Genomic DNA, 21,356 nt, shown 5'->3' with positions numbered 1-21,356 from the left:
TTCTGTTGTTTATATGACACCGCTAACGCCTCGGGGGCACGCACCCGCACCGGCCCACCCGATCTCCTCCGTGGTCGCGAGGGTGCGGGGCCCGGCACCGTCGCGCCCACGTTAGAGGGCCGGGGCGCCCCTCGCCCCTCGGCCCGCACCCGTCCGGCCCAGCCGGCCGGCCCCTCGCGCGGCGCGGCGGGGTGGGCACCCGGCACGGCCCGGAGCCGACCGCCCCACCCGGCCAGGGCTAACCTGGCCCCCGCACCGCAAGACCGTACCCGCACCGTGAGAGGCCTTTCCCGATGAGCACCCCCAGCACCCCCGTCGTCGAGCGGTCGGACGACCGGCACCGCTACGAGATCCTGGTCGACGGCGAACTCGCCGGTTTCACCGAGTACTTGGACCACGACGGGCAGCGCGTCTTCTACCACACCCTGGTCGAGGAGGCCTTCGCCGGCCGCGGCCTGGCCGGGCAGCTGGTCCAGGAGGCGCTGACGGACGTCCGGGCCGCCGGGAAGCGCATCGTGCCGATCTGCCCGTACGTGGCCAAGTTCCTGACCAAGCACCACGAGTTCGCGGACCTCACCGACGAGGTCACCCCCGAGGTCAAGGCCTGGCTGCGCGGCCAGCTGCGCTAGGTACAAGACTGTCGGACGCTACACATGGGTCTCTGAGCACTGCGGCGAGGCCGTGCGCGCTCAGCACCGCACCACCGCCCTCCCAGACCCTGGTCGTCGGGGTGAGCCCGACCAGCCCGGTCTCGACATCGAGCACCGGGGTGCCGGTCGGCCTGCTGATCCGTGCGGTGTCGACCATCACGGTGGTCTCCATGGTGTGGCGTACGGCGTCGAGATCGGCCGGGGTGCTCACGCGGCGCCTCCGGCCTTCTCGATGTACGTCCACGTCCGGCGGGCCACCGCCGTGCCGCCCGCCGCGTCCGGGCCCGTGCTCTCGACGTTGGTGACGGTGTTGCCCCTGGCGACGACCGGCACGGACAGTGGCGTGAAGGCGAGGCTGCGGCCGTCGCCGCCGTCCTTGTCGCTCAGGAGCACCCGCTCGACGAGGGCAGTGACGCCGCCCGGTTCGGGCATCGCGGTGCCGGGGTCTGTGATGGGGGTGGTCATGGTCCGAGCCTAGGAAGTGCGGCCGACACTCCCCCAGCACCCGGCGCGCACCGTGGCCGTCGCTAGCATCTGCGCCCTGAGCAGCAGCGATCACGTCGCGGTCACAGGCACGTGGCCGGCATGCGGCCACGAAGACCCGACCGGCCCCCACTCCGAACCAGGGGCCGGCCGGGTTGCGTACGCCCGCGCGGCTACCGCGAACACGCCGACGGCGCCGACCCGCTGCTCCACCACGACGGCGTCCACGAGTGGAGGTAGCAGCCCGAGCGGCCGTGGTGGGCGGATCTCGAGCTGGGATCTCGACGGTGATGGGCACGATCTGACGGGGACGACGTCGGTGTGGGCTGCACGAGGGCGGTTTCGGACCGTTACCTGTGGGGAGAGTAATCGGGCCTCAGGGCTCTACTTCTCCCGATGGGCGTGGGCACCGGAAGCGGTGTTGTCAGTACTGACCAGGGTTACTCTCGGAAGCACAATCGACGGAGTAATAGGTGCACCAGTCGTCCCGTATCTGGGCAACCTGCTCGGGAGTCGGGGTCAGGTGTTCGTGCCAGCGGGCTTCGACCCTGTGCGGCTACCCGACCAGGTGGCCCAGCACCTGGTTGACGGCATCGTCTTCCACGTGGACGGCAGTTGGCGGTGACGGCCAGAACGCCGCGACTGCCGCGATCTCGTCCCAGGTGAAACCCACGAGGGCGTGGGGGCGGGGCTTGCGGTTCCGGCATGCTATGGCGGGACTTCCGCGGTGGTGTTGGGCGAGATCAGGGGGTCAGCAGGGCGAGTACCTGTTGCTGGAGGTCTCGGCGAAGAGGAGTTCGTCGGTCAGCATGTCCAGCAGTGCGGCCCGTGGGTCGGCGCCGTCCGCGCGCCATAGACGTACGGCGGTGCGCGTCACGGCGGCGGCGAGCATGTCCAGCGGCGGGCTGGTCAGCGCCGGACCACCCGGCCGAGGAAGCTCGGCCGGAATCATGCCGGCTGCCTCATCCAGAGGCAGTAGCGGCACGCCGTCCACGATTGGAACTCCCGCGCGCAGCTTCGGTGCGGCCCAGGTGCACAGGGCATCGAAGGCGGCGGGACCGTCGGCCAGGAGGCCGGTGCGGGCGATGTCCACGGCCTAGGCAAGGCAGTACTGATCAGTGAGCGCCGCTCGGCCCGCGTCCCGGCGGCGGGCACTTGACCGTCGCCGTCGACGCGCCGCGCCCGTCGATCAGCTCCGGTCCGGGGCTCGGCCACACCGCCGGGGTGGCCAGCAGGAAGACCTCGTAGGAGTCAATCCATCACGAGTCCCATGAAACGCGCCTCCTACGGGTCAATGAGGATCTCCGAATTCGCCATGTCAGTCGCCAGCCTTGACCTCGACGGCCGCACGGATCTCCAGTGTGCGCTTGGCCAGGTCCTCCGGCCGACTTGAGCCCGTCTCGTCGACAACGATGCCGACTGTTGTTCCGTCCACCCACACGCAGGTGGTCTGCGGCGCCTCCGAGTCGGGGAGCACCGCGCAGTCGAGCGCGCCGCCGAGGGGGCCCGCCGGGTAGTCCTGCCGGTCGGCCACCGTCGCGCCGCCGGGCACGTCGATCCTGTTGGCCATCCCGGCGAAATACCTGTCCACCTGTCCCCGGGCGTCTGAGAACGTCCCAGTCTGCCCGGCGACCAGCAGGGCGCTCTTGCCCAACCCGGTTGTGCCGTAACCGGCCACCGTCACCTCCCGGACCGGATTCGCTGCAGTAAGAGTCCTCTCCAAGTCGCCGCGCATGGCCTTGACGGCTTCGTCGTCCGGCATCCGCCGTTGGTCGCTGATCCGGTCCACTAGCACGATCCGGTGCTTGGGCAGGGCTCCCGCCCCCGTCACGACGGCCCAGGTAAGCGTAGTGAAGAGGGCGACAGCTATGGCGCCCGCGATCCAGGCCGTACGCGGCACTCTTCGATACCAGGGCAGCGGGGGTAGCGGCTCCAGAGTGTTGGCCCAGATCGCCTGGAGGCCGCTGGATCTCTCGACGGGCTGATTGGTTTCCATGTCTGCCATGTCATCCCATTCACGCAACGATAAACGTATCGTCAGATGGTATGCCTATGCCTCGCGGTCACATCCGCCGGAGTGGTACATCGACGGCCACTCCGGGAATCCGGGGTCATGCTGCGCGGTGGCGGTCACACGTCGGCGAACTCAGACCACCGCCAAGAGCCCCTCCGAGCAGCTTGGGCTCTATTGGTCGTTGCAGCACCCCAGCTGAGGGGATGTATCCTCGCTCTGACCAGCGTGATCTGGCACAACCACCACACCGGCCAGCCCGTCATGCGCTCGCTGACCGCCTACGACCACTAACCCTTCGCATTACTCATCTAGGCCGGGGCGAACTGGGCCGTGAACTAGCCATCGCACCCGCCGCAGGCCGCAGCCAGGCCACCTACAGGCAGCCGCACACCCTGCGCACCGGGCTCCGCAAGGGCAAACTCCTCGGCCTGCGCTGGGAAGGCCTCGACCTGACCGCGGCACCGCCAGCATCCGCCGCACCCTCCAGCGCACCAACACCGGCGGCCTGACCGCGCTACCGACCAAGACCCAGAGTTCCGAGCGCCGCATCGTCCTGCCGACCCCGTGCCTGCGCTCATTCGCACAGCACCGCGACCAGCAGCGCCAGGCTCCGCCACATCCGCTTCCACGACCTCCGGCACTCGGCGGCGACCCTCCTCCTGGAACAGGGCGTCGAACTCGTCGTGATCAAGGAACTGTTGGGCCATGCCCACATCGGGGTGACTGCGACGGTGTACGCCCACGTCCGGCTCCGCCTCCAGCGCGACGCCATAGACCTCCTCGGCAACGCCCTCCGCGACCCCACCCAGCAAGACGACGGCGGCGATCCACCGCTTTGCGCAGCACCCGTCCGCTGACGTTGCCGTCAACTACTGCCGTCAAGACGGCGAAATCCCCCGCCGAAAGCCGTTCCGACGGGGGATTTCGCTATTCCATCTCAACTCATGAGGCTTGGCGCGCAAGGGTCGGCAAGTCGCTTGTCAGAATCGCCTCAAAACCGCTGGACAATTCCTTTCACAACCCACATTCCGCGCCAGCCATCGGCCTATCGCTCGATCACATCGAGAGCTATCCGATTATCGCCTACATCGAGCGCGCAAAGGCCTCCACTTCCTCCAGCAGGGATGCTTCCCTCTCGGACCTTGGAGCAATCACAACCCCTCCGCGCCCCAACATTACGAGAGATGCGAGTAGCACGCCTCGCATTAGACCATGCTGAACTGGGTGTCGCGTCGAGCCATAGCAGTCGAGCAAGTCCTCGACGAACTGTCGAAATACCTGAACGTCTACGGCGCACGTATCATCATCCGACGGTGTCAAGCCGGTCGGGCGCTGGACCAGCTCTGCCGCACTCTCCGCGAAGGATAGGTACCACTTTCCAATGCGGAGAGAGGGATCCCATACGGTCTCGCCGGCAACCTCGAAATAGTAGCTCATCGAGCAAACTCCAGCCTGATATCCACGCCAGGATTCGCCTGCCTCAGATTATCGATGTGTGATTCAAGTGCAGATCGGAAGCGAGGATCAATCGATGGATTGGTCATCCGGAAGCCGATGGGAGCATTTTCATATCCAGGCATGTACTGGCGAGCATCGAGATACTTCTTCAGCTTTCCGTCAATCTGCTTCGAAATCCATGCGTCATCGCCATACAGTGCGCTCTTCTCTTCCCAGAGCACACCTCCGCCGACGTGATCAATATCAGTGATCCTATTTTTAGTCACTGGATGATACACGTCATAATCCCGCTCACCCTCAAGCAGCCCGCAGCCAGGTCCAGTGTTATGCACGAGAACTGGCGTGGTCCCGGCCAGTACATAGTACGTGTGTATGTCAGCGATAGTCAGGTTATGTGCGGCCTGAGGCTCGGTGATGTATGTGCGGATGGAGACAACGAGGAGAGGCTCACGGTCAGATGTGGAGAGCCGGTGTCCAGGCTGGAGGTTCTCTGCCTGGACCCACTGGTGGGCGGTTTCGTCCCAGTAAGGGTGGTGGGCGGTCGAGGTGAGCTTGGTCTCAGTGCCTGGAGTACCGTTCTTGTCGGCCTTGGCCAGGGTGAGGTCGGTGAACCGGGAGTCGTCCGGGGTGACGATCTTGTCGGTGACGGGCTTTCCGGTCGTCTCGCCGGTCTGCGGGTCGCTCGCTTCTACGGTGTCGCCTGGCTGGACCTCGCCGATTGCTTTGGTGGTGCCATCGGCCATGAGCACGAGAGTATTCGGTGGGAAGCTGTCACACCCCCGAATTCCTGCACGCCCTGATGGCGCCCGAACTCCTGCAGATCCTGATGCCGGTCGGCCAGCACTCTGGGTTGCCGCGCGTTCGGCGGAGGCGGCGGCGCTCGACAACTCGGCGGGGCCGAATGGCGCGAAGTTCTCCAGCTCCCAGCCCGCCCGGTGGTCCCAGAGCGTGCCATAGACGTCCGATTTTTGGCAGGCCTTCACGACATGGCAGGCGTTGAGCGCCGCCGCTATGTACTGGACCTGGTCTTCCGCCTCATAGCGCGGCTTGCCGAAGCGAACATGGTCCTTGTAGAGGTTGTCGAGGTTCTTGACGGTCTGTTTCAGAACATTCTGGTAGTCCGGAATCTCCGGGAATCCGATGCCCCCGGGAAGGTAGGCCAGCTCGGACTTGCTGATCTCGACATTCCAGCCGCCGTCCTGGAGGCCCCAGGCTTCGTCGACGTTGTGGCCGTCCGTCGTTCGGCATGCTGCCGTGCCGCCGCAGGTGCCATCGGGACGGAGTCCGCTGGGATCGGCGAGGTTGACGGGGTTGTTATTGCTGTAAGCGTAGGGATTCCACTGCTGAGGATCGGCCAGGTCGAGGAGCGGGTCCGGGCTGAGGAAGCGCCCGGTGGTGGGTTGGTATTCGCGGGCTCCGAGGTTGGTGAGGCCGGTAGCGTCGTCCTTGGTTCCTCCGATGAAGCCGTGGTCCCCGGCCCAGGTGGTGGGCTGGGTTCCGCGGGGGTTGCCGAACGGGTCGCTTGGGCGCCGGGTCTCGGTCAGCGTGGTGCCGTCGATGGCGAGGGTGCCGGTGCCGTGGTGGTCGGCAATCTGGTAGGTGGTCTTGCCGCCTTGGATGACGAGGGTGAGGCCACCGGGGATCGGGTGGTAGCGGACTCCGGTGACGGTGTTGGTGGTGCTGTCGTAGACGAGCTCGTCACCACCGAGGTTGATGGTGGTCCTGCCGGGGTCTCGGCGAATGAGCTGGTTGCCGCCTGCGTCGTAGAGGTAGGTGGTCGCTCCGGCGCTGCCTGTCTTGGTGTAGGAGGCGAGGTTGTTCTCGCTGTTCCACGCCAGCGTGGCGGTGCCTGAGGTGTCGGTGACGGCGGTGGTGTTTCCCGCAGCGTCGTACTGGGCGCTGGTGCCGGTGGTACCAGTCGGAGACTTGGTGATGGTGCTGGTCAGGGCATGCGGGCCGCCGGTACCACCGCCGGTGTTGGGCGCGGCGGTCGGGGTGTTGACGGTTCCGGGAACCGAATAGGTCTGGTTGGTGGTGGTGTCCTTGGTGGTGTCACCGGACGGGTCGTGCTGGACGAGCTGGGTGCGATTGCCGGTGAGGTCGTAGCCGTAGCTCTGCCAGTACGCGGCGGGGCCTCCGACGGTGGTCTTCAGGGGTGCCTGGACGCCGGTGGTCGGGGAGGAGTTGGCGCAGGCGCCGATGCCTCCAACTGTGGGCTGCGGGGACTGGGTGAGCGTTCCGGTGTCGGTCCAGGCGTTGGTGAGCCGACCGAGGTAGTCGTAGCCGAAGCACTGGAGGTCGGTGGACGACGGGATGTTGTCCGGGATGTTTCGGACGGCCGTGAGCTGCCCGACGGGGTTGTAGGCGTAGGTGAGCTGTTGGACGGCGCCGGTGGCGGCGGTCTGCTTGTCGACGAACTGCGACAGCTGGCGGCCGGTGGACTCGTCGTAGGTGTTGGTGACGACGATCTGGGTGCCCCAGGGGTTGACCGTGGCGCGGATGCTGCGGCCGTAGGCGTCCCAGTCCGAGGACAGGTCGTAGGTGGCGCCGCCGACCGCGCCATAGGAACGCAGCGGGCCGTAGGCGTCGTAGGTGTAGTGGACCGTTTCCTCGGCGATGTCGCCGACGGCCGAGCGGTCGTCGTCGGTCAGTGCGCCGGTGATCGGGTCATATTGTGCCTGGTAGGTGTAGGTGAAGGGGGTGGTGCCCTGGCCGATTTCCGTACCGGGGATGGTGATGGTGGTCGTGGTGGGGTTGTAGACGGTGTCGTAGGTCAGCACGGAGCTGGTGTAGGCGATGCCGGAGGCCCCGTTGACGTAGCGGGTCGAGGTGGAGGGCTTGCCCTTGACGACGGTGTCGTAGGTGGAGCCGGTCAGCTGGTGGTCCGGGCTGACCGATCCGGAGTAGGTGCCCGTTACGCGGCCGAGGAGGTCGTAGGTGTACGCGGTGGTCTGCGCACGTGCGTCGGTGGTCGACGCGAGTCGGCCTGTGATGTCGTAGGCCTTAGTCGTGGTGCCGACATCGGGGTCGGAGCTCGTGACTTCGCGGCCGCGTTGGTCGTAGCCGTGTGTCCAGGTGTTGCCCGCCGCGTCCTTCTGCGTGGCCAGGTGGCCGTCCGCGGTGTAGCTGTAGGAGATGACGTCGGCGTCGCCCTGGTTGCCTGTGGCGGTAGCGGTCTTGTACTGCCACAGCTGGGTCTTGTGGCCGCGTGCGTCGGTGACGGTCGACGTGGGTGTGGCGCCCGCGGGCGGGGTGATGTCGGTCCGGTCGGCCCCGGGGTAGGCGGTGATGGTCGTGGTCTGGGTGACGCCGTAGGCGACGAACTGCGTAGTCACCGGGCGGCCCAGGCCGTCGTAGACGTTGTAGGTCTGTGCCGGGACTTTCTGCGTGGTGGTCAGGAACGCTGTGGTGCTGGGTGAAGCGTCATTGTTGTACCAGGGGCTGTTGGCCCGGGTGACGTGTCCTTGCGAGTCATACACGGTGTCGGTGATCAGCCGGCCTGTGTAGGCGGAGAGCGCCGGTGTCGACTGGGTCTGGACGGTCCGTCCCTGCCCGTCCATGATGTCGATCTTGACGGCGTAGCCGCCGCTCGCGAGCAGGTCGGAAGAGGTCACGGTGGGAGGCGCGGCGGCATTGTTGACCACGCCCGGGAGGGAGTAGGCGAAGGTCTTGTTGGCGCTGGCCTTGGTGTCCCGGCCCGGCAGCCACACACCGGTTGCCCGGCCGAGTGCGTCGTAGGACGCGGTGTTCGTACGGCCGTTGGGGTCGGTCACTGTCACCGGCAATGCACGTGCGGGGTCGAACGTGGTGGTGGTGACCCGGCCCGTGACGGCGTCGCTGGCGCCGGCCGGCGCCGGGGTGGTGACGGTGACACTGTTGGGCAGTTCCCCCGTGCCGACCGCCGCGTAGGCCGTAGTGACGGTCGCGCCGCCTGGGTGAGCAGTGTCGGTGGTGTTGGGGTCGGTCGCGCTCGTCGTGCGTCCGTACTGGTCGTACGTTGCGCTGGCCGCGACGAACTGCGGATTTCCGCTGGAGTCGAAGTGATCGAGGGCTAGTGCACTGGTCGCATCATGCGCCGCTCCGAGCTGCCCGAAGGACTGGCCGTCGTAGAGGGTTCGTTTCCAGGAGACCGTGTTGGCGGCAGTTGGCGTGGCGGTGCAGGCGTTGGCGCCGGAGACGGCGATCACCTCGGACGGCAGGGTCAGAACCTGCGCGTTCGAAGCGGTTGCGTAGTTGGTGCGGGTGCAGATGTCCGGTAGGCCATCGGCGGTCTCGATGGAGGTGGCGAGCCTGTTGCCGTGCGCTGGGTCGGTCGTGGTGGTCTGCACCACCGTGCGCCAGGTGCCGTCGGCCTTCAACGCCCGTGACGTGGTGGCCGTGCTGGTAGCCGTGTAGCGGGCGATGAGGGCGGGCAGGTTGCTGCCCTGACTGTGCGTCGCCGTCGTGACCGGGCCGCTCGCGGTGTTGATCGTGTAGTCCACGATGCTGCCGCCCGCTTGGGTGTAGGTGTCCGACTCCAGAGTCCGGCCGGAGAGCCAGTCGGAGTCGGTGACCTGGCTGCCCATCGGGCCGGCCACCTGGACGCTGCGGCTGGTGCCGTTTGCCAGCAGGTCGCCGTCCATGCCCTGGTAGTAGGTCGTCGTCTTCTGCGACTGCGGCCCGTCTTTGCCGCTCCCGGAGATGGCCGTGACGTTCGCATAGCCGCGGAACTGGTCCCAGGTGCGGTTCTTGTCCTGGGTCGACGGTGAGTCGTTGCGGTGCCAGGCAGCCTTCCCGTAGGTGTAGTTGGTCACCATCGGCACCGATCCCGGGGTTGCCGGATTCGCGGTGATGCTGGTGACCGGGTACTTCAAGAACCAGTCGTCCACGGGTGCCGCACCGGCTATGGAGCCGGGCGGGTTCCACTTGACGTTGAAGCAGGAGAGTGTGTCGCTGTCGGCGGAGGCCGGCATGACGCTGTTGACCCGTGAGCAGGCGGCGGAGGCATAGTTCACGCCGATGGTGCTGCCGGTCTCGGTGGTGATCAGCTGGATGCGGGGCCGGTTGTAGGCCGGCGGTGCGGGGACCAGGTTGGTGCCGTCGACCCGGTTGGGCAGCAGCTGGGAGGTGAAGGACACCGGCGGCAGTGTGATCGAGCCGCCGGTGGCCTGGGTGTCCTGGCCGGTGCGCTGAACTGAGGCCAGCCAGGGGACCTGGGTGTTCTCGGTGGCGTTCTGCACGTTGATGAACGTGTGGTTGAGCGCGTACGAGTCCACCGTCTGGTAGGTGCCGTTGGCCTTCACCTGGGTGGTGATGGAAGCCAGCCACTTGGTGGTCCAGAAAGTCGGCCCGTAGGCGGTGCAGGGAGTGGTGGCGTCGCACTGCTGGTCCAGCGGGACGTCCGGCCAGTTCGCGGCATTGGCCGCGGTGCGCTGGGACGGATCGCAGGCCGCGGTGGAGGTGACGCACCGCTCGGAGGTGTTGAAGACGATCTTCGCGGCGGGGTTGTAGGCGCCGTTGTTGTTCAGCTGGTCCGAGAGGAGCTGCCCGTAGCCGATGGTGGCGGGCACGCCGGCGCGGGTGTAGGCCGTGCTGGTGCCGTTGCCGTTGTTCTGGGCGCCGCCGCGGGAGTAGTAGTTCCTCTCGGGGGTGTAGGTGTAGGTGGTCAGGTTGCCGTGTGGGTCGACGACGTAGTCGAGGTTCCAGCGCCAGGCGCTCTGACACCACGATCCCTGACCCTTGGCCGGGTCATAGCAGGGGTCCCCGCTGTTGGGGGAGTAGACCGGGACGGTCCACGCCGAGCCGGAGTCCGCACCCAGCGTGGTCGGGTTGCCGCTCGCGTCCGGCAGATGGTTCAGGCCGAAGTAGTAGACGGTGCCTTCGGTATCGGTGACCTTGATGTAGGAGCCGTTCCAGGTGCCGTTCGTGGCACCGGTCAAGAACTGTACCTTCGTGCCATCGTCGTTCTTCAGGTGCCAGGTGCAAGCCGTCTGCTCCATCGCGGCCGGCGCGCCCGACTGGCAGGAGGAGTCGTCGGGCACCAGCTGCCCGGAGTGGCCCCCCATCGAAAGGGTCATGTTCGCACCGCCCCAGCACTGGTCACCGGAGCCGGTAATGCCGTCCAGCGAGCAGGGTTTGAACGACCGTTCAACGAAGCCGGCACCGAGGTCCCAGCCGTCGCCGATCCAGGAGGCCTGCGCGTTCGTCGAGGAGGTCCGGCCGTCTACCGACGCCGAGTCGTACGACAGCGACACCGTAGGAGCCGACCCGACCAACGCCGGTGGAACCTGCACCGGATACCCGTAGGTGAAAGCGCCGGACGAACTCCCGGCGGCCCAGCCCTGCGAGACCCCGAGCGGGGTCGCCGCATAGGTTCCAGCCCCGCTGGAGGCCCCCGAAACCACACCCACCGTGGTGGAGGTGGTGCTGGAGCCCGCGTACACAGCGCGAGCCGCGCCGGAGACATCAAGGGCGGTCTTGGTGGCCGGAGCGGTCGAGGCCTTGGCAGTGCCCGTTCCGTTCAGCGGGATGTCGGCGACGAGCTCCTTCACGGAGGGGTCATAGTGCGACTCCAGCGGCGTCTGCTTGAGGCAGTCGGCAGTCTGCGGCGTCGTCGTCGCACAACCGGGCAGGACCACCAGGTGGGCCCGGGCGGCCCAGTCTGCCCCAAAGGCGGCGTCCAGGCTCGATGCGTCGACGCCCAGGCGTACGGGTGCGTCGTCACCCGAGCCGAGGCGTGTGAGGGTCACTGCAACGCCGGGGATCCCGGCGGTCGCCGAGGTCTTGGCGTCGGCCATCTCGACCTGGATCGTCTGGCCCGCGGCCGACGAGCCGGCCAGCGGCGCTAGGGTGACTGGAAGTCCCGAGGCCTTGGCCTCCGCGCCGGCCTTCGGCTTCTCGCCCTCAGCCAGTGGGTGTGCTTCGGGTGCGGACCCGAGCGTCACCGCGGCATGGCCGCTCGGAACCGCCCTGGAGTCCTTCGGCGGGGTCCAGCTCGGCGGCACCGGGTGTTCCGGCTTCGAAATCGGCACCAGGGCCGCGTTCTGCCCTTCGACCGAAGGCGTCTTCGGCAGAGCGGTGTTCGGCGGCGACCACTTGCGCGAGTAGTCCGGCCCGTCCGCGGCAGCCGCGATCGGCAGGGGTGCGAGCAGGGACCCGAGGACAGCGGCCGTCGTGACGGCCGCGAGCCGTTCGCGCAGTCTCCCCCTCCTGCTCTTTTCTCTTCCGTTGCCTGATCGTTGTATAATTGACACTCTCTTATATCCCCAAAGCATTGACCCCCCGGAATACGGGAGGCACGTCCTGTATCCGAACCGGCGAATGCTAGCGGCACCTGATGGCGGACGGTCAAGAGAAGCCCCGTGGTGAGGATTCTCACGGAGGTGCACGAAGCGGCTATTTCGCACCAAGCCTGGACTTCACCACCGAACTTGAACTGGCCGATGTCAGTCCGTCCCCCTACGGTGCCTCTGACCTGTGCCTATGCAGGTAGTCCGTGTACTTTGGGGGGAGTTTCCCGCTTTGAACAGAAAGCGCCGCTTCAACGGTGTGCCACTCAGGGCAATGACCGTGGCAACCGCTGTCGCACTCACCACTGGCCTTTCCGGGCTCAGCGCCCACGCCGCCGACGCACCGTCGGTACCGTCGCAGGCAACAATCGACGCCATCACCGCGAAGCAGCTGCAGGAACGACCACCTGCTGGCGCGACCGAGAAGGCCATCGCCGAGGCCAAGGCCACGCAGAAGAACGTCCCGATCGACTCGCTCACGACCGAGTACAGCGAGACCGTCGCCACCCCCGAAGGCCACCTCGCGCTCACCAACCACCTGGAGCAGCAGCGTGTGCGCCGTGGCGGCGCCTGGCAGGGGCTGGACGCCACCCTGGTGGCCAACCAGGACGGCACGTTCTCGCCCAAGTCCGCGGCAGGACAGGTGGCGCTGTCCAAGGGCGGGGACGGTCCGCTGGCGACGATGACCAGTCCGGACGGGAAGAAGCTCGCGCTGTCGGCCCCGTTCTCGCTGCCTGTGCCGACCGTCAGCGGTGACAGCCTGGTCTACCCGTCCGTCGCCCCCGACATCGACCTCAAGGTCACCGCCACCAAGTTCGGAGGCCTGACCACCGTCCTGGTCGTCAGGACCCAGACAGCGGCCGCCAACCCGGTCTTGAAGAACCTGCACTTCGGGACCACCCTCGACGGCGTCAGCGTCAAGAGCGACGAACACGGCAGCATCACCGTCGTAGGCTCGGACGGCAAGCCCCGCTGGGTCTCCCGCACCCCGCAGATGTGGGACAGCACCACCGCACCCGCGCCCGCGACAAGAAGCGCCATGACGTTCAGAGCCGCAGCAGCGGACACGCCCGCCCCCGCGCCGACGGACGCGAGCCAGGCACCGGCCCTCGGCTCCGACACCGGCCCCGGAACGGCCTCCAAGGTCTCCACCATGCAGGTCAAGGCCGACAACAACGGCATCGACCTCACCCCCGACCAGGACCTCCTGGCCCACGGCACCGCCCCGTACTACATCGACCCCGACTACCTGCCCTGGACCCTGACGGGCAACTCGTGGACCTGGGTCCAGTCCGCCCACGACAGCCCCGGCAACTGGAACCGCCAGGGTCCCAAGGACGCCGACCACCCAGGCGTCGGCAAGTGCGGCTACTACCCCAACGGCGGCAGCTGCTCACCCGTCGACATCGAGCGCAGCTTCTACCAGTTCGACATCAGCTCGCTCGGCGGGGCGGTCGTCCACTCCGCGACGATGACCATGCAGGAGTACGTCTCTGCCGACTGGTCCTGCACCACCAACTATCCGCTCAACCTGTACGTCACCAACGGGCCGATCGGCAACGGCACGACCTGGTCGAACCAGCCCGGACAGCAAGGCGGTCAGCTCGGCGATACGGCATCGGTCGGCGGCTCCGGACACGACCAAGCTTGCTACGGCAACGTGCCGTTCAGTTTCGACATCACCGGCGCGATGAAGCAGTACGTCAACTACGGGCAGCTGACATTCGGCCTCTACGGTGACGAGAACAACCAGTACGCCTTCAAACGCTTCACCTACCAGCCGACGCTGTCCGTGATGTACGACCGGGTGCCCAACGTCCCCACCAACCCCGGGGTGTGGCCCGCCCCCACCACGGTCAGTCCCGCGGCGACCAATCAGTCCTGCGGCGACGGCAACGCCAACGACTGGGCGTGGCTCGGCGCCGGCTCCGCCCAGAACAACGCCGTATGGCTCAACGCCACCGTCAGCAGCCCCACCCAGGCCCAGGTCGCCACGTGGGACCACATCTGGGACTACAACTCCTCCAACGGAGCAAGCGGCACCACGCCCAACGTCAACAGCGGCGGCACCACCAGCTTCCAGCTGCCCGCCGGCCTGATCCAGGACGGCCACGCCTACGGCTACGACATGCAGGCCACCGACGGCCTCGGCGACACCCCCTGGTCCGCCCCCACACCGAACTGCTACTTCAAGGTCGACCTCACCCCGCCGACCCTCACCTTCCCCACCACCGTCGCCGACACCAGCAAGCAGTTCCCGCCCAGCGGAAACGGCCAGACCCCGCAGATCTACGCCGGCCAGAGCGGCGGCATCCCCTTCACCGCCACTGACCCCAGCCCCAGCGGCGGCTACACCTCCGGCGTGGTCTGCCTGCGCTGGAGCTTCGACCCCCAGCTCGTCGACTCCACCTGGCAGTGTGGCAGCTCCATGCCCACCGGGCAGATCCAGGTCACCGCGGGTCGCTGGGGCACCAACGTCCTCTACGTCCAGGCCGAGGACAACGCCGGCAACCTCTCCCCCATCGCCCAGTACTCCTTCTACGCACCCTGGAACCCCAACAGCCCCGCGCCGACCTTCGGCGACGTCACCGGCGACGCCCTGCCCGATATCCTCACCGCCGACCCCAACGGAGACCTGCGCGCCTACAGCATCCCCGCCACCGCCGCGAAGGCACCGCTGGCCGCACCGAAGGCCAATTCCCCCGGCCACGACTCCTGGGCCAACTACCACACCACCCACCGCGGCAGCCTGCGCGATGTCAACAACGTCGACGACCTCATCGTCCACAAGGACGGCGACACGAACCTCTGGTACTACCAGAACCCTGGAAACGCCGGCGTCACCGGCGTCTTCGACGCCAACAGCTCCTTGGCCAAGCCCGCCTGCGACCCGAAGCTGACCGACTGCACCGGCTACAACGCCGCCGACTGGTCCACCACCTGGCAGATCGCCGCCAGCGGCGACCCCAGCAGCACCAAGCTCAACGCCAACAAGAGGTTCGTCAACCGCACCGGCCTGTTCACCGTCGAGACCAACCCGGACGGCACCGGTGGAGCGCTCTGGTTCTACCCCGCCATAGGCAATGCCCTCTTCGGCTCGCCCACCAAGGTCGCCGCCACCGGCTGGAACGGCTGGGACCTCATCTCCCCCGGTGACTGGGCGAACCAGGGCCACCCCGGCCTGTGGGCCCGCAACAAGAGCACTGGCGAGCTGCGCGGCTACACCTTCAACACCGGCGTCATCGCCGTCGCCGGGCCCTTCGGACGTACCACCAACTACCCCACTGTCACCAGCATCGCCACCGACACCAAGATCGGCACCGGCATCACCGCCGCCTACTGGCCGGTCATCGGCTCCGACGGCGACCTCACCGGCATCGGTTCGCCCACCCTCTGGGGCATGACCCAGAACGGCATCATCCAGTACTCCACCGGCCACCCCACCACCGTCGGCACCGATCCCTACTACATCTGGGACACCGCCATGACCGGTGTCCTGAGTTTCTACGCCGAGAACAGCCCCATCACCTACACCGCCCAGTCCGGCAAGTGCGTGGACATCGCCGGCGGCAGCAGCGCGAACGGCACCGCCGTCCAGCTGTACGACTGCAACGGCAGCAACGCCCAACAGTGGACCCCCAAGCCCGACGGTAGCCTCCGCGCCCTCGGCAAGTGCCTCGACGCCACCGGGCGCGGCACCGCCAACGGCACCCCCCTGCAGATCTGGGACTGCGGCAACAGTGCACCGCAGCAGACCTTCATCCCCAGGCCCGACGGGAGCCTCTACAACCCCGCCTCCGGCCGCTGCATCGACCTCCCCGGCGGCACCGTCACCAACACCGCCCGACTCCAACTCTGGGACTGCAACAGCAGCCCCGCCCAGAAGTGGACCGCTCTCGTACGAAGCTGACCTAGCGTAAGAACCTGCTCGGTGTGGCCACCTCTCCGGATTGAAATCCGGGGAGGTGGCCACCTGTACATTCCAACCGACGGGACTCTGGACTACTTGGTGACCCGATTACCGGGTGCACCGTGCGGGGCTCAGGTAACCGGTGACGAGGTGGCCAAGTCCATCGTCACCGGACGCCGCCTCGTCCGGCCCCAGGGTGGCCTGGAGCTGAGCGAGTTGGCGTTCGATGCCAGTCAGGTTGGCTGCGCGGTCCACGGTGACGACGCCGTCAACGACGAGGCGTAGCGGGTCGGTCAGCAGGGTGGCGCGGCGTTCGGCCAGGATCTCGGTGGCGACGGCACGGGCGGTGTGGAGGCGCTGGTAGCACCTCGGCGCGACCGGCACGTTCCCCGCAGGCACGTTGAAGTCGATCTCGATGCTGAGGCCGTTCTCGGTCGCCGCGTCGAGGGTGAACCAGCCGTCCGGCGGGACATCGCCTGCGGCGAGTTCGAGCCTGGAGCGGATCGCCTCGATGTGGCGCTCGGCGTCGTCGAACAGCAGCTCCAGCAGCCGGTCCTGGTCGGCGCCGTGGGGCTGCTCCAGGAGGATCTGCTGCTTCTCGCCCACGATCACCTTCTGGCCCAGGGCGGGAAGCAGGCCTTCGTGCATGCTCTCTCCCATGCGGTGCGGTCCGCGAAGGCCGTCGACGCATCGTAGGCGCGGTACTTGGCGGTACTGACCCGCTGGGAGGGAGTTAGCGATACGCCTTCGCCTGCTGCGTTGGACCGTGAGCCGCCGGCCCGGGGCGGTGGGGTCGTTGGGCCCTGGCCGCCGCCCCGGGCGGGCCGGGATCCTGGTGGCCGGTCGCGCCGGAGGGACGCGGCGCGCGGCGGCGGAAGGGCCTGGGCGATGGGCGGGTTGATCACGGTGGGGGCGTTCGAGGGCGGCGCGGCGGCTGAGGCCCTGGCCGAGGCCCGGGGGCGGATCGCGGCGGGTGAGGCCCTCGCCGGCGGGGCCGGCACGCTGGTGGAGGCGCTGCGGATCCGGCTGAGCGCCGTGGCCGGCGGGGTGCTGGCGCAGGCGAACGCCGAGGTGGACGGACGGCGGATCCGGGTCCAGCGGGCCGCCGCCGAGCCGGGCGCCTCGCTCGACCGGGTCGCCGAGTCCCTGCTCGGCCGGATCCGGTCCGTCACCGGCAGCTGGGCGCCGCGCCCGTGGCCCGCCCCGGCGACGCCCGCTCCCCCGGTGGCCGCCGAGGGTGCGGACCGGATCGTCCGCCGCAAGGAGCCGGCCCTGGTCCGGTGCACGCCCGAGGCGGCCGCCCGGACGATGGACGCGATGGACTACGACATCCACCCCTTCACCGACCCGGCCACCGAGACCGACGCCGTGCTCTACCGGGTCGGCCCCACCGGCTACCGGCTGGCCCGGACCAGGCCGGACGGCCCGTCCGGGCGCCGCACGGCGCCGATCACGCTCAGCCCGCACGGCGCGCCGACGCTCACCGAGCGGCAGGCCGTCCGGCGGCTGGTGGGGGGCGGAGCTGCCGTTCCTGTTCTTCGCCCACCCGGCGGGCGGCCGGGGCCGGGTGCTCTACCGGCGCTTCGACGGCCGGTTGGGCCTGATCTCGGGCCGGGGCTGAGAGGGGAAGGCACGACGGTGCGACCCCGCCGGAGCGGGGTCGCACCGTCGGCACGTCCGGGTCGTCACATGTTGATCATGTGACCGGCGAGGCCGTGGATGGCCTCCTTGACCGCCTCGCCCAGGGTCGGGTGGGCGTGCACGTTGCGGGCGACCTCGTGGACGGTGAGGTCCCACTGCTGGGCCAGCGTCAGCTCGGGCAGCAGCTCGGTGACCTCGGGGCCGATCAGGTGGGCGCCGAGCAGCTCGCCGTGGGTGTTGTCGCAGATCACCTTGACGAAGCCGATCGGGTGGCCGAGGCCGTGCGCCTTGCCGTTCGCGGTGAACGGGAACTTGGCGACCTTGACGTCGTAGCCGAGGTCGCGGGCCTGGGCCTCGGTGTAGCCGAAGGAGGCGATCTGCGGCTGGCAGTAGGTGGCGCGCGGGATCATGGCGAAGTCGACCTCCATGGTCTCCGCCCCGCCGATCGTCTCGGCGGCGATCACGGCCATCGTCTCGGCGGCGTGCGCGAGCATCAGCTTGGCGGTGACGTCGCCGATCGCGAAGATGTGGTCGACGCTGGTACGGCCGCGGCCGTCGACCGCGATGGCGTTGCGGTCGGTCAGCTTGACGCCGGTGTTCTCCAGGCCGTAGCCGTTGACCCGCGGCGCGAAGCCGATCGCCTGGAGCACCTTGTCGGCCTCCAGCACCTGCTGCTGCCCGTCCTTGCTGACGGTCACCCGCACCTTGGCGTTCGGGTCGCTGTCGTCGATCGACTCGACCCGGGTCGAGGTGAGCACCTCGATGCCCAGCTTGCGGTACTGCTTGGCCAGTTCGGTGGAGACCTCGACGTCCTCCAGCGGCACCACGCGGTCCAGGAACTCGACGATGGTGACCTTCACGCCGTAGTTGTGCAGCACGTAGGCGAACTCGACGCCGATCGCGCCGGCGCCCGCGATGATGATGCTCTCCGGCAGCTGCTCGGTGAGGATCTGCTCCTCGTAGGTCACCACGCGCTCGCTCAGGCTGGTGCCGGGCAGCAGGCGGGTGGTGGCACCGGAGGCGATGACGCAGTGGTCGAAGGTGACCACGTCGAAGCCGCCGCCGCTGAGCGCGACCTGGAGGGTGTGGTCGTCGACGAAGGTGCCCCAGCCGTCGTACTCGGTGATGCCGTTCTTCTTCATCAGGTAGTGGACGCCCTTGACCCGGCCGTCGGCCACCGAGCGGCTGCGCTTGAAGGCCTCGGAGAAGTCGAAGGTCACCTGGCCCTCGACCTTGATGCCGAAGGTCTTGGCCTCCTTGGTGAAGATGTGGGCGAGCTCGGCGTTGCGCAGCAGGGCCTTGGAGGGGATGCAGCCGACGTTGAGGCAGACGCCGCCCCAGTACTTGGCCTCGATGACCGCGACCTTCAGGCCCAGCTGGGCCGAACGGACGGCGGCGGTGTAGCCGCCGGGGCCCGCGCCGAGGACGACGACGTCGTAGTGCGTGCTCATGTTGCTGACTCCTCCGAGGGTGTCACGGTGTCGTGATCTCGTGATCTCGGTCCCATGGTGTCAGGACCGGACTCGGCGCACCCACCGGGTCTCGGCGGATGCGCTCCGCGCGGCACCGTACAGGGCCGGGGGCCGATTGTCAGTGGCGTCCACTACGGTGGCCCGTACCCTGACCCACCAGGGGCGATGGCCGACGGGAGGTGCCGGATGGACGGTGTGCGCACGGCCGGTGGGTGGGCCCGCCGCCCGAGGACGGCAGCGGGCCCACCCGGGCGTCAGGCCGCCACCGCGTGGGCGTCGGCGCCGCCCGCTCCGGCATCGCCGGCTCCGGTGCCGCCCGGGGTGTCCGTACCCGCTCCGGCGGCCGCCCGAGCGGCCGGGCGCTGCCCGGGCACGGGCCGTTGGAGCGAGGAGAGGTCCCAGGCGTAGGTGCCGACGGCGTGGGCGATCACGTCGATGTTGACGTCGAAGGCCGCCGGGTCGAGGTTGTCCAGGTCGTCACAGGCCTTGTGGTAGCAGGCGTCGAAGGCGGTGCCCGCCGTGCCGCCGTAACGGGACTGCTGCTCGGGGGTCTTGATCACCTCGGCGCCGGTGTCGGTGCCGCCGGCCGGGATGCCCGCGTCGATGAACGGACCGTAGTCGGAGCGGCCGTTGAAGGCGGACGGGTCGTGCGGCAGCTCGCGGCCGTCCAGGTAGTCGGTGAGGAACCGCTCGATCTGGGCCGAGCCCTCCGGGCCCGCGCCGCCGCCCGCGCTGCCGGAGCCGTTGTAGACGAACTGCGCGTAGTTGGGGGACGCGATCATGTCGAAGTTGAGGTAGAGCCGGATGTTCTTCCGGTCCGCGTCGGAGAGCGACTTCACGTACGCCTCGGAGCCCTTGAGGCCGAACTCCTCGGCGGACCACCAGGCGAACCGGACCTTGTTCTTCACCGGCCGGGTGCCGAGGTTCTTCGCGACCTCCAGGATGCCGGCCGCGCCGGAGCCGTTGTCGTTGATGCCGGGCCCGGCCGGGACGGAGTCCAGGTGGGCGCCGATCATCACGGTGTTCGCCGGATCACCGCCCCGGGTCTCGGCGATGACGTTCCAGGTCTTGCGCTGCTCCATGAAGGTGCGGAGGTCCAGGGTCACCCGCACCGGCCCGGCGGCGGCCTGGGCGGCCAGCGCCTCGCCGGCCGCCTTGGCGATCCCGCCGGTCGGGACCTTCCCGGCGGTGGGCTCGCCGAGGGTCCCGTTCAGCTCGCCGTCGGTGTTGTTGTAGATCAGCGCCCCGAGGGCGCCGGCCGTGGCCGCGGCCGCCTGCTTCTCGGCGAAGCTGCACCCGCCGCGCCGGATCAGCGCGATCCGGCCGGTGACGGAGCCCGCCGGGTAGTCGGCGGGCGTGCAACCGGTGGCGGCGCCCACCGGGGCGACGCCCAACTCGGCGGTCAGGCCCGCCTCCGGGCCGCTCACCGAGTAGGTCATCGCCAGGACCGGTACCGACTCCGCCTTCGGTGACAGCACGTCCAGGCGCTGGGAGCGGGCGTCGAAGAAGGTGTACTCGAAGTCCTGCCGGGAGACCTTGAGCCCGGCCCGCCGCGCCTGTTCGGCGATGTACCGCGCGGACAGGTCGTGGCCCTTCGAACCGGCCGCCCTGGTACCGCCGTTGCGGTCGGCGAACCGTTGCAGCGCGACCAGGGTGTCCCGGGCGTCCTCGGCGCTGCTGGCCCCGACCAGCCGCTCGGCCAGCTTGGCGCCGCGGCGGGCCGGGTCCGGGTCGGCGTTGGCGCTGCCCGCGCCGACCAGGAGTAACGGGGCGACCAGGGCGGCGGCGGTCAGGGCGGCGAGCGGGGACGTCCGGAAACGGGATCGGTGACGGGAGCGGGGCTTCAAGGCGACTCCTTCCGACGGTCGGTGGGTTCACGATTTGACAGGACGCGGACCGCCTTGCCAAGGGCGCCGCGCGGCCGCGAGGTGCGCGGGACGCCCTGGGCGGTGATCCTGGAGGGGTGGGGGCGTCTCATCCAGGAGGGTGACCACATGTCCATGCTGGATAAGCTCAAGGCCATGCTGAAGGGCCACGAGGACCAGGCCGAGAAGGGTGTCGACAAGGCCGGCGACTACGTCGACGAACGCACCCAGGGCAAGTACCAGAGCCAGGTCGACACCGCCCAGGACAAGCTCAAGGAGCAGTTCCGCGACCAGCCGCCGCAGTAGCGCGGCCCCGGCACTACCCGGCCGGGCCGGCGGCGGCGCTCAGGCGTCGCCCCGGCCCGGCCGTTCGGCGTCCCCGTCCGGCTCGCCGTCCGCCGCACCGACCGGGTCCCCGCCCGCGCCGCAGTTCTCGCACGGCCCCCGGCCGGGCCGCTCCCGCAACCGCCCGCACTCCGGGCACACCCGGTCCAGCCAGCAGGCCGACTCGCCGCCTTCGTCCATGCCCGCGATTCTGCCCGGCGGACCCGCGGCCCGGCGAGTAGACACTGTCTACGGCGATCCGGTAGACAGT

The 21,356-nt window shown here is 68.6% G+C and carries 13 protein-coding genes and 1 pseudogene; 5 read left to right on the top strand and 9 right to left on the bottom strand.

What is annotated here, in order from left to right:
* Window positions 1-293: 293 nt before the first annotated feature.
* On the top strand, window positions 294-629 hold the full coding sequence (locus ACFXOZ_RS10925; RefSeq protein WP_380589422.1) for a GNAT family N-acetyltransferase: 336 nt from the start codon (window positions 294-296) through the stop codon (window positions 627-629).
* 228 nt (window positions 630-857) lie between these two features.
* Here the strand turns inward: ACFXOZ_RS10925 and ACFXOZ_RS10920 are convergent, their stop codons facing one another.
* The 3 genes from ACFXOZ_RS10920 to ACFXOZ_RS10910 form a co-directional block, all read right to left on the bottom strand.
* A complete protein-coding gene (locus ACFXOZ_RS10920; RefSeq protein WP_380589419.1) occupies window positions 858-1,115 on the bottom strand; it encodes a hypothetical protein in 258 nt (85 codons plus the stop codon).
* A gap of 769 nt (window positions 1,116-1,884) precedes the next feature.
* Window positions 1,885-2,085: a hypothetical protein gene (locus ACFXOZ_RS10915; RefSeq protein WP_380589416.1), complete on the bottom strand. Its 201-nt coding sequence runs from the start codon at window positions 2,083-2,085 to the stop codon at window positions 1,885-1,887.
* Between the two features lie 366 nt (window positions 2,086-2,451).
* Complete coding sequence (locus tag ACFXOZ_RS10910; protein ID WP_380589413.1) at window positions 2,452-3,138, bottom strand: hypothetical protein; 687 nt, start codon at window positions 3,136-3,138, stop codon at window positions 2,452-2,454.
* A 218-nt stretch (window positions 3,139-3,356) separates the two neighbouring features.
* Here ACFXOZ_RS10910 and ACFXOZ_RS10905 point away from each other — a divergent pair.
* A pseudogene (locus ACFXOZ_RS10905) lies at window positions 3,357-4,004 on the top strand (site-specific integrase); the annotation flags it as partial.
* 226 nt (window positions 4,005-4,230) lie between these two features.
* On the opposite strand, the gene ACFXOZ_RS10900 reads toward ACFXOZ_RS10905, so the two are convergent.
* Window positions 4,231-4,584: a DUF6086 family protein gene (locus tag ACFXOZ_RS10900; RefSeq protein WP_380589410.1), complete on the bottom strand. Its 354-nt coding sequence runs from the start codon at window positions 4,582-4,584 to the stop codon at window positions 4,231-4,233.
* Window positions 4,581-11,837: a polymorphic toxin-type HINT domain-containing protein gene (locus ACFXOZ_RS10895; RefSeq protein ID WP_380589407.1), complete on the bottom strand. Its 7,257-nt coding sequence runs from the start codon at window positions 11,835-11,837 to the stop codon at window positions 4,581-4,583. Before ACFXOZ_RS10895 ends, ACFXOZ_RS10900 begins: the two co-directional genes overlap by 4 nt.
* A 310-nt stretch (window positions 11,838-12,147) precedes the next feature.
* Between ACFXOZ_RS10895 and ACFXOZ_RS10890 the strand changes: the two genes are divergently transcribed.
* Window positions 12,148-15,783 (top strand): ricin-type beta-trefoil lectin domain protein, encoded by a 3,636-nt coding sequence (locus ACFXOZ_RS10890; RefSeq protein WP_380589404.1) that lies wholly within the window; start codon window positions 12,148-12,150, stop codon window positions 15,781-15,783.
* A 108-nt stretch (window positions 15,784-15,891) separates the two neighbouring features.
* Here ACFXOZ_RS10890 and ACFXOZ_RS10885 read toward each other — a convergent pair whose 3' ends face one another.
* On the bottom strand, window positions 15,892-16,431 hold the full coding sequence (locus tag ACFXOZ_RS10885) for a hypothetical protein (protein ID WP_380589401.1): 540 nt from the start codon (window positions 16,429-16,431) through the stop codon (window positions 15,892-15,894).
* Between the two features lie 240 nt (window positions 16,432-16,671).
* Between ACFXOZ_RS10885 and ACFXOZ_RS10880 the strand changes: the two genes are divergently transcribed.
* On the top strand, window positions 16,672-17,487 hold the full coding sequence (locus ACFXOZ_RS10880; protein ID WP_380589399.1) for a sigma 54 modulation/S30EA ribosomal C-terminal domain-containing protein: 816 nt from the start codon (window positions 16,672-16,674) through the stop codon (window positions 17,485-17,487).
* Here the strand turns inward: ACFXOZ_RS10880 and lpdA are convergent.
* Window positions 17,469-18,875: a dihydrolipoyl dehydrogenase gene (gene lpdA / locus ACFXOZ_RS10875; protein ID WP_380399381.1), complete on the bottom strand. Its 1,407-nt coding sequence runs from the start codon at window positions 18,873-18,875 to the stop codon at window positions 17,469-17,471. The genes ACFXOZ_RS10880 and lpdA overlap by 19 nt on opposite strands.
* A 275-nt stretch (window positions 18,876-19,150) precedes the next feature.
* Window positions 19,151-20,743 carry a M28 family metallopeptidase gene (locus ACFXOZ_RS10870; protein ID WP_380530669.1) on the bottom strand — a complete coding sequence of 531 codons (1,593 nt, stop codon included), beginning with the start codon at window positions 20,741-20,743 and terminating at the stop codon, window positions 19,151-19,153.
* Window positions 20,744-20,890: 147 nt separating this feature from the next.
* On the opposite strand from ACFXOZ_RS10870, the gene ACFXOZ_RS10865 reads away from it, so the two are divergent.
* Window positions 20,891-21,067 (top strand): antitoxin, encoded by a 177-nt coding sequence (locus ACFXOZ_RS10865; protein WP_380530672.1) that lies wholly within the window; start codon window positions 20,891-20,893, stop codon window positions 21,065-21,067.
* A gap of 39 nt (window positions 21,068-21,106) precedes the next feature.
* Here the strand turns inward: ACFXOZ_RS10865 and ACFXOZ_RS10860 are convergent, their stop codons facing one another.
* On the bottom strand, window positions 21,107-21,286 hold the full coding sequence (locus tag ACFXOZ_RS10860; protein ID WP_380530675.1) for a hypothetical protein: 180 nt from the start codon (window positions 21,284-21,286) through the stop codon (window positions 21,107-21,109).
* Window positions 21,287-21,356: the final 70 nt, after the last annotated feature.

Source organism: Kitasatospora sp. NPDC059160 (assembly GCF_042755465.1).
Classification (GTDB): Bacteria; Actinomycetota; Actinomycetes; order Streptomycetales; family Streptomycetaceae; genus Kitasatospora.
This window is presented reverse-complemented; position numbering and strand designations above follow the sequence as displayed.

Bases quoted from the DNA above. Each gene is read 5' to 3' on its own strand.
- ACFXOZ_RS10925 (WP_380589422.1), top strand. From the start codon at position 294: ATGAGCACCCCCAGCACCCCCGTCGTCGAGCGGTCGGACGACCGGCAC.
- ACFXOZ_RS10920 (WP_380589419.1), bottom strand. From the start codon at position 1,115: ATGACCACCCCCATCACAGACCCCGGCACCGCGATGCCCGAACCGGGC.
- ACFXOZ_RS10915 (WP_380589416.1), bottom strand. From the start codon at position 2,085: ATGATTCCGGCCGAGCTTCCTCGGCCGGGTGGTCCGGCGCTGACCAGC.
- ACFXOZ_RS10910 (WP_380589413.1), bottom strand. From the start codon at position 3,138: ATGGCAGACATGGAAACCAATCAGCCCGTCGAGAGATCCAGCGGCCTC.
- ACFXOZ_RS10900 (WP_380589410.1), bottom strand. From the start codon at position 4,584: ATGAGCTACTATTTCGAGGTTGCCGGCGAGACCGTATGGGATCCCTCT.
- ACFXOZ_RS10890 (WP_380589404.1), top strand. From the start codon at position 12,148: ATGACCGTGGCAACCGCTGTCGCACTCACCACTGGCCTTTCCGGGCTC.
- ACFXOZ_RS10885 (WP_380589401.1), bottom strand. From the start codon at position 16,431: ATGCACGAAGGCCTGCTTCCCGCCCTGGGCCAGAAGGTGATCGTGGGC.
- ACFXOZ_RS10880 (WP_380589399.1), top strand. From the start codon at position 16,672: ATGGGCGGGTTGATCACGGTGGGGGCGTTCGAGGGCGGCGCGGCGGCT.
- lpdA (WP_380399381.1), bottom strand. From the start codon at position 18,875: ATGAGCACGCACTACGACGTCGTCGTCCTCGGCGCGGGCCCCGGCGGC.
- ACFXOZ_RS10865 (WP_380530672.1), top strand. From the start codon at position 20,891: ATGTCCATGCTGGATAAGCTCAAGGCCATGCTGAAGGGCCACGAGGAC.
- ACFXOZ_RS10860 (WP_380530675.1), bottom strand. From the start codon at position 21,286: ATGGACGAAGGCGGCGAGTCGGCCTGCTGGCTGGACCGGGTGTGCCCG.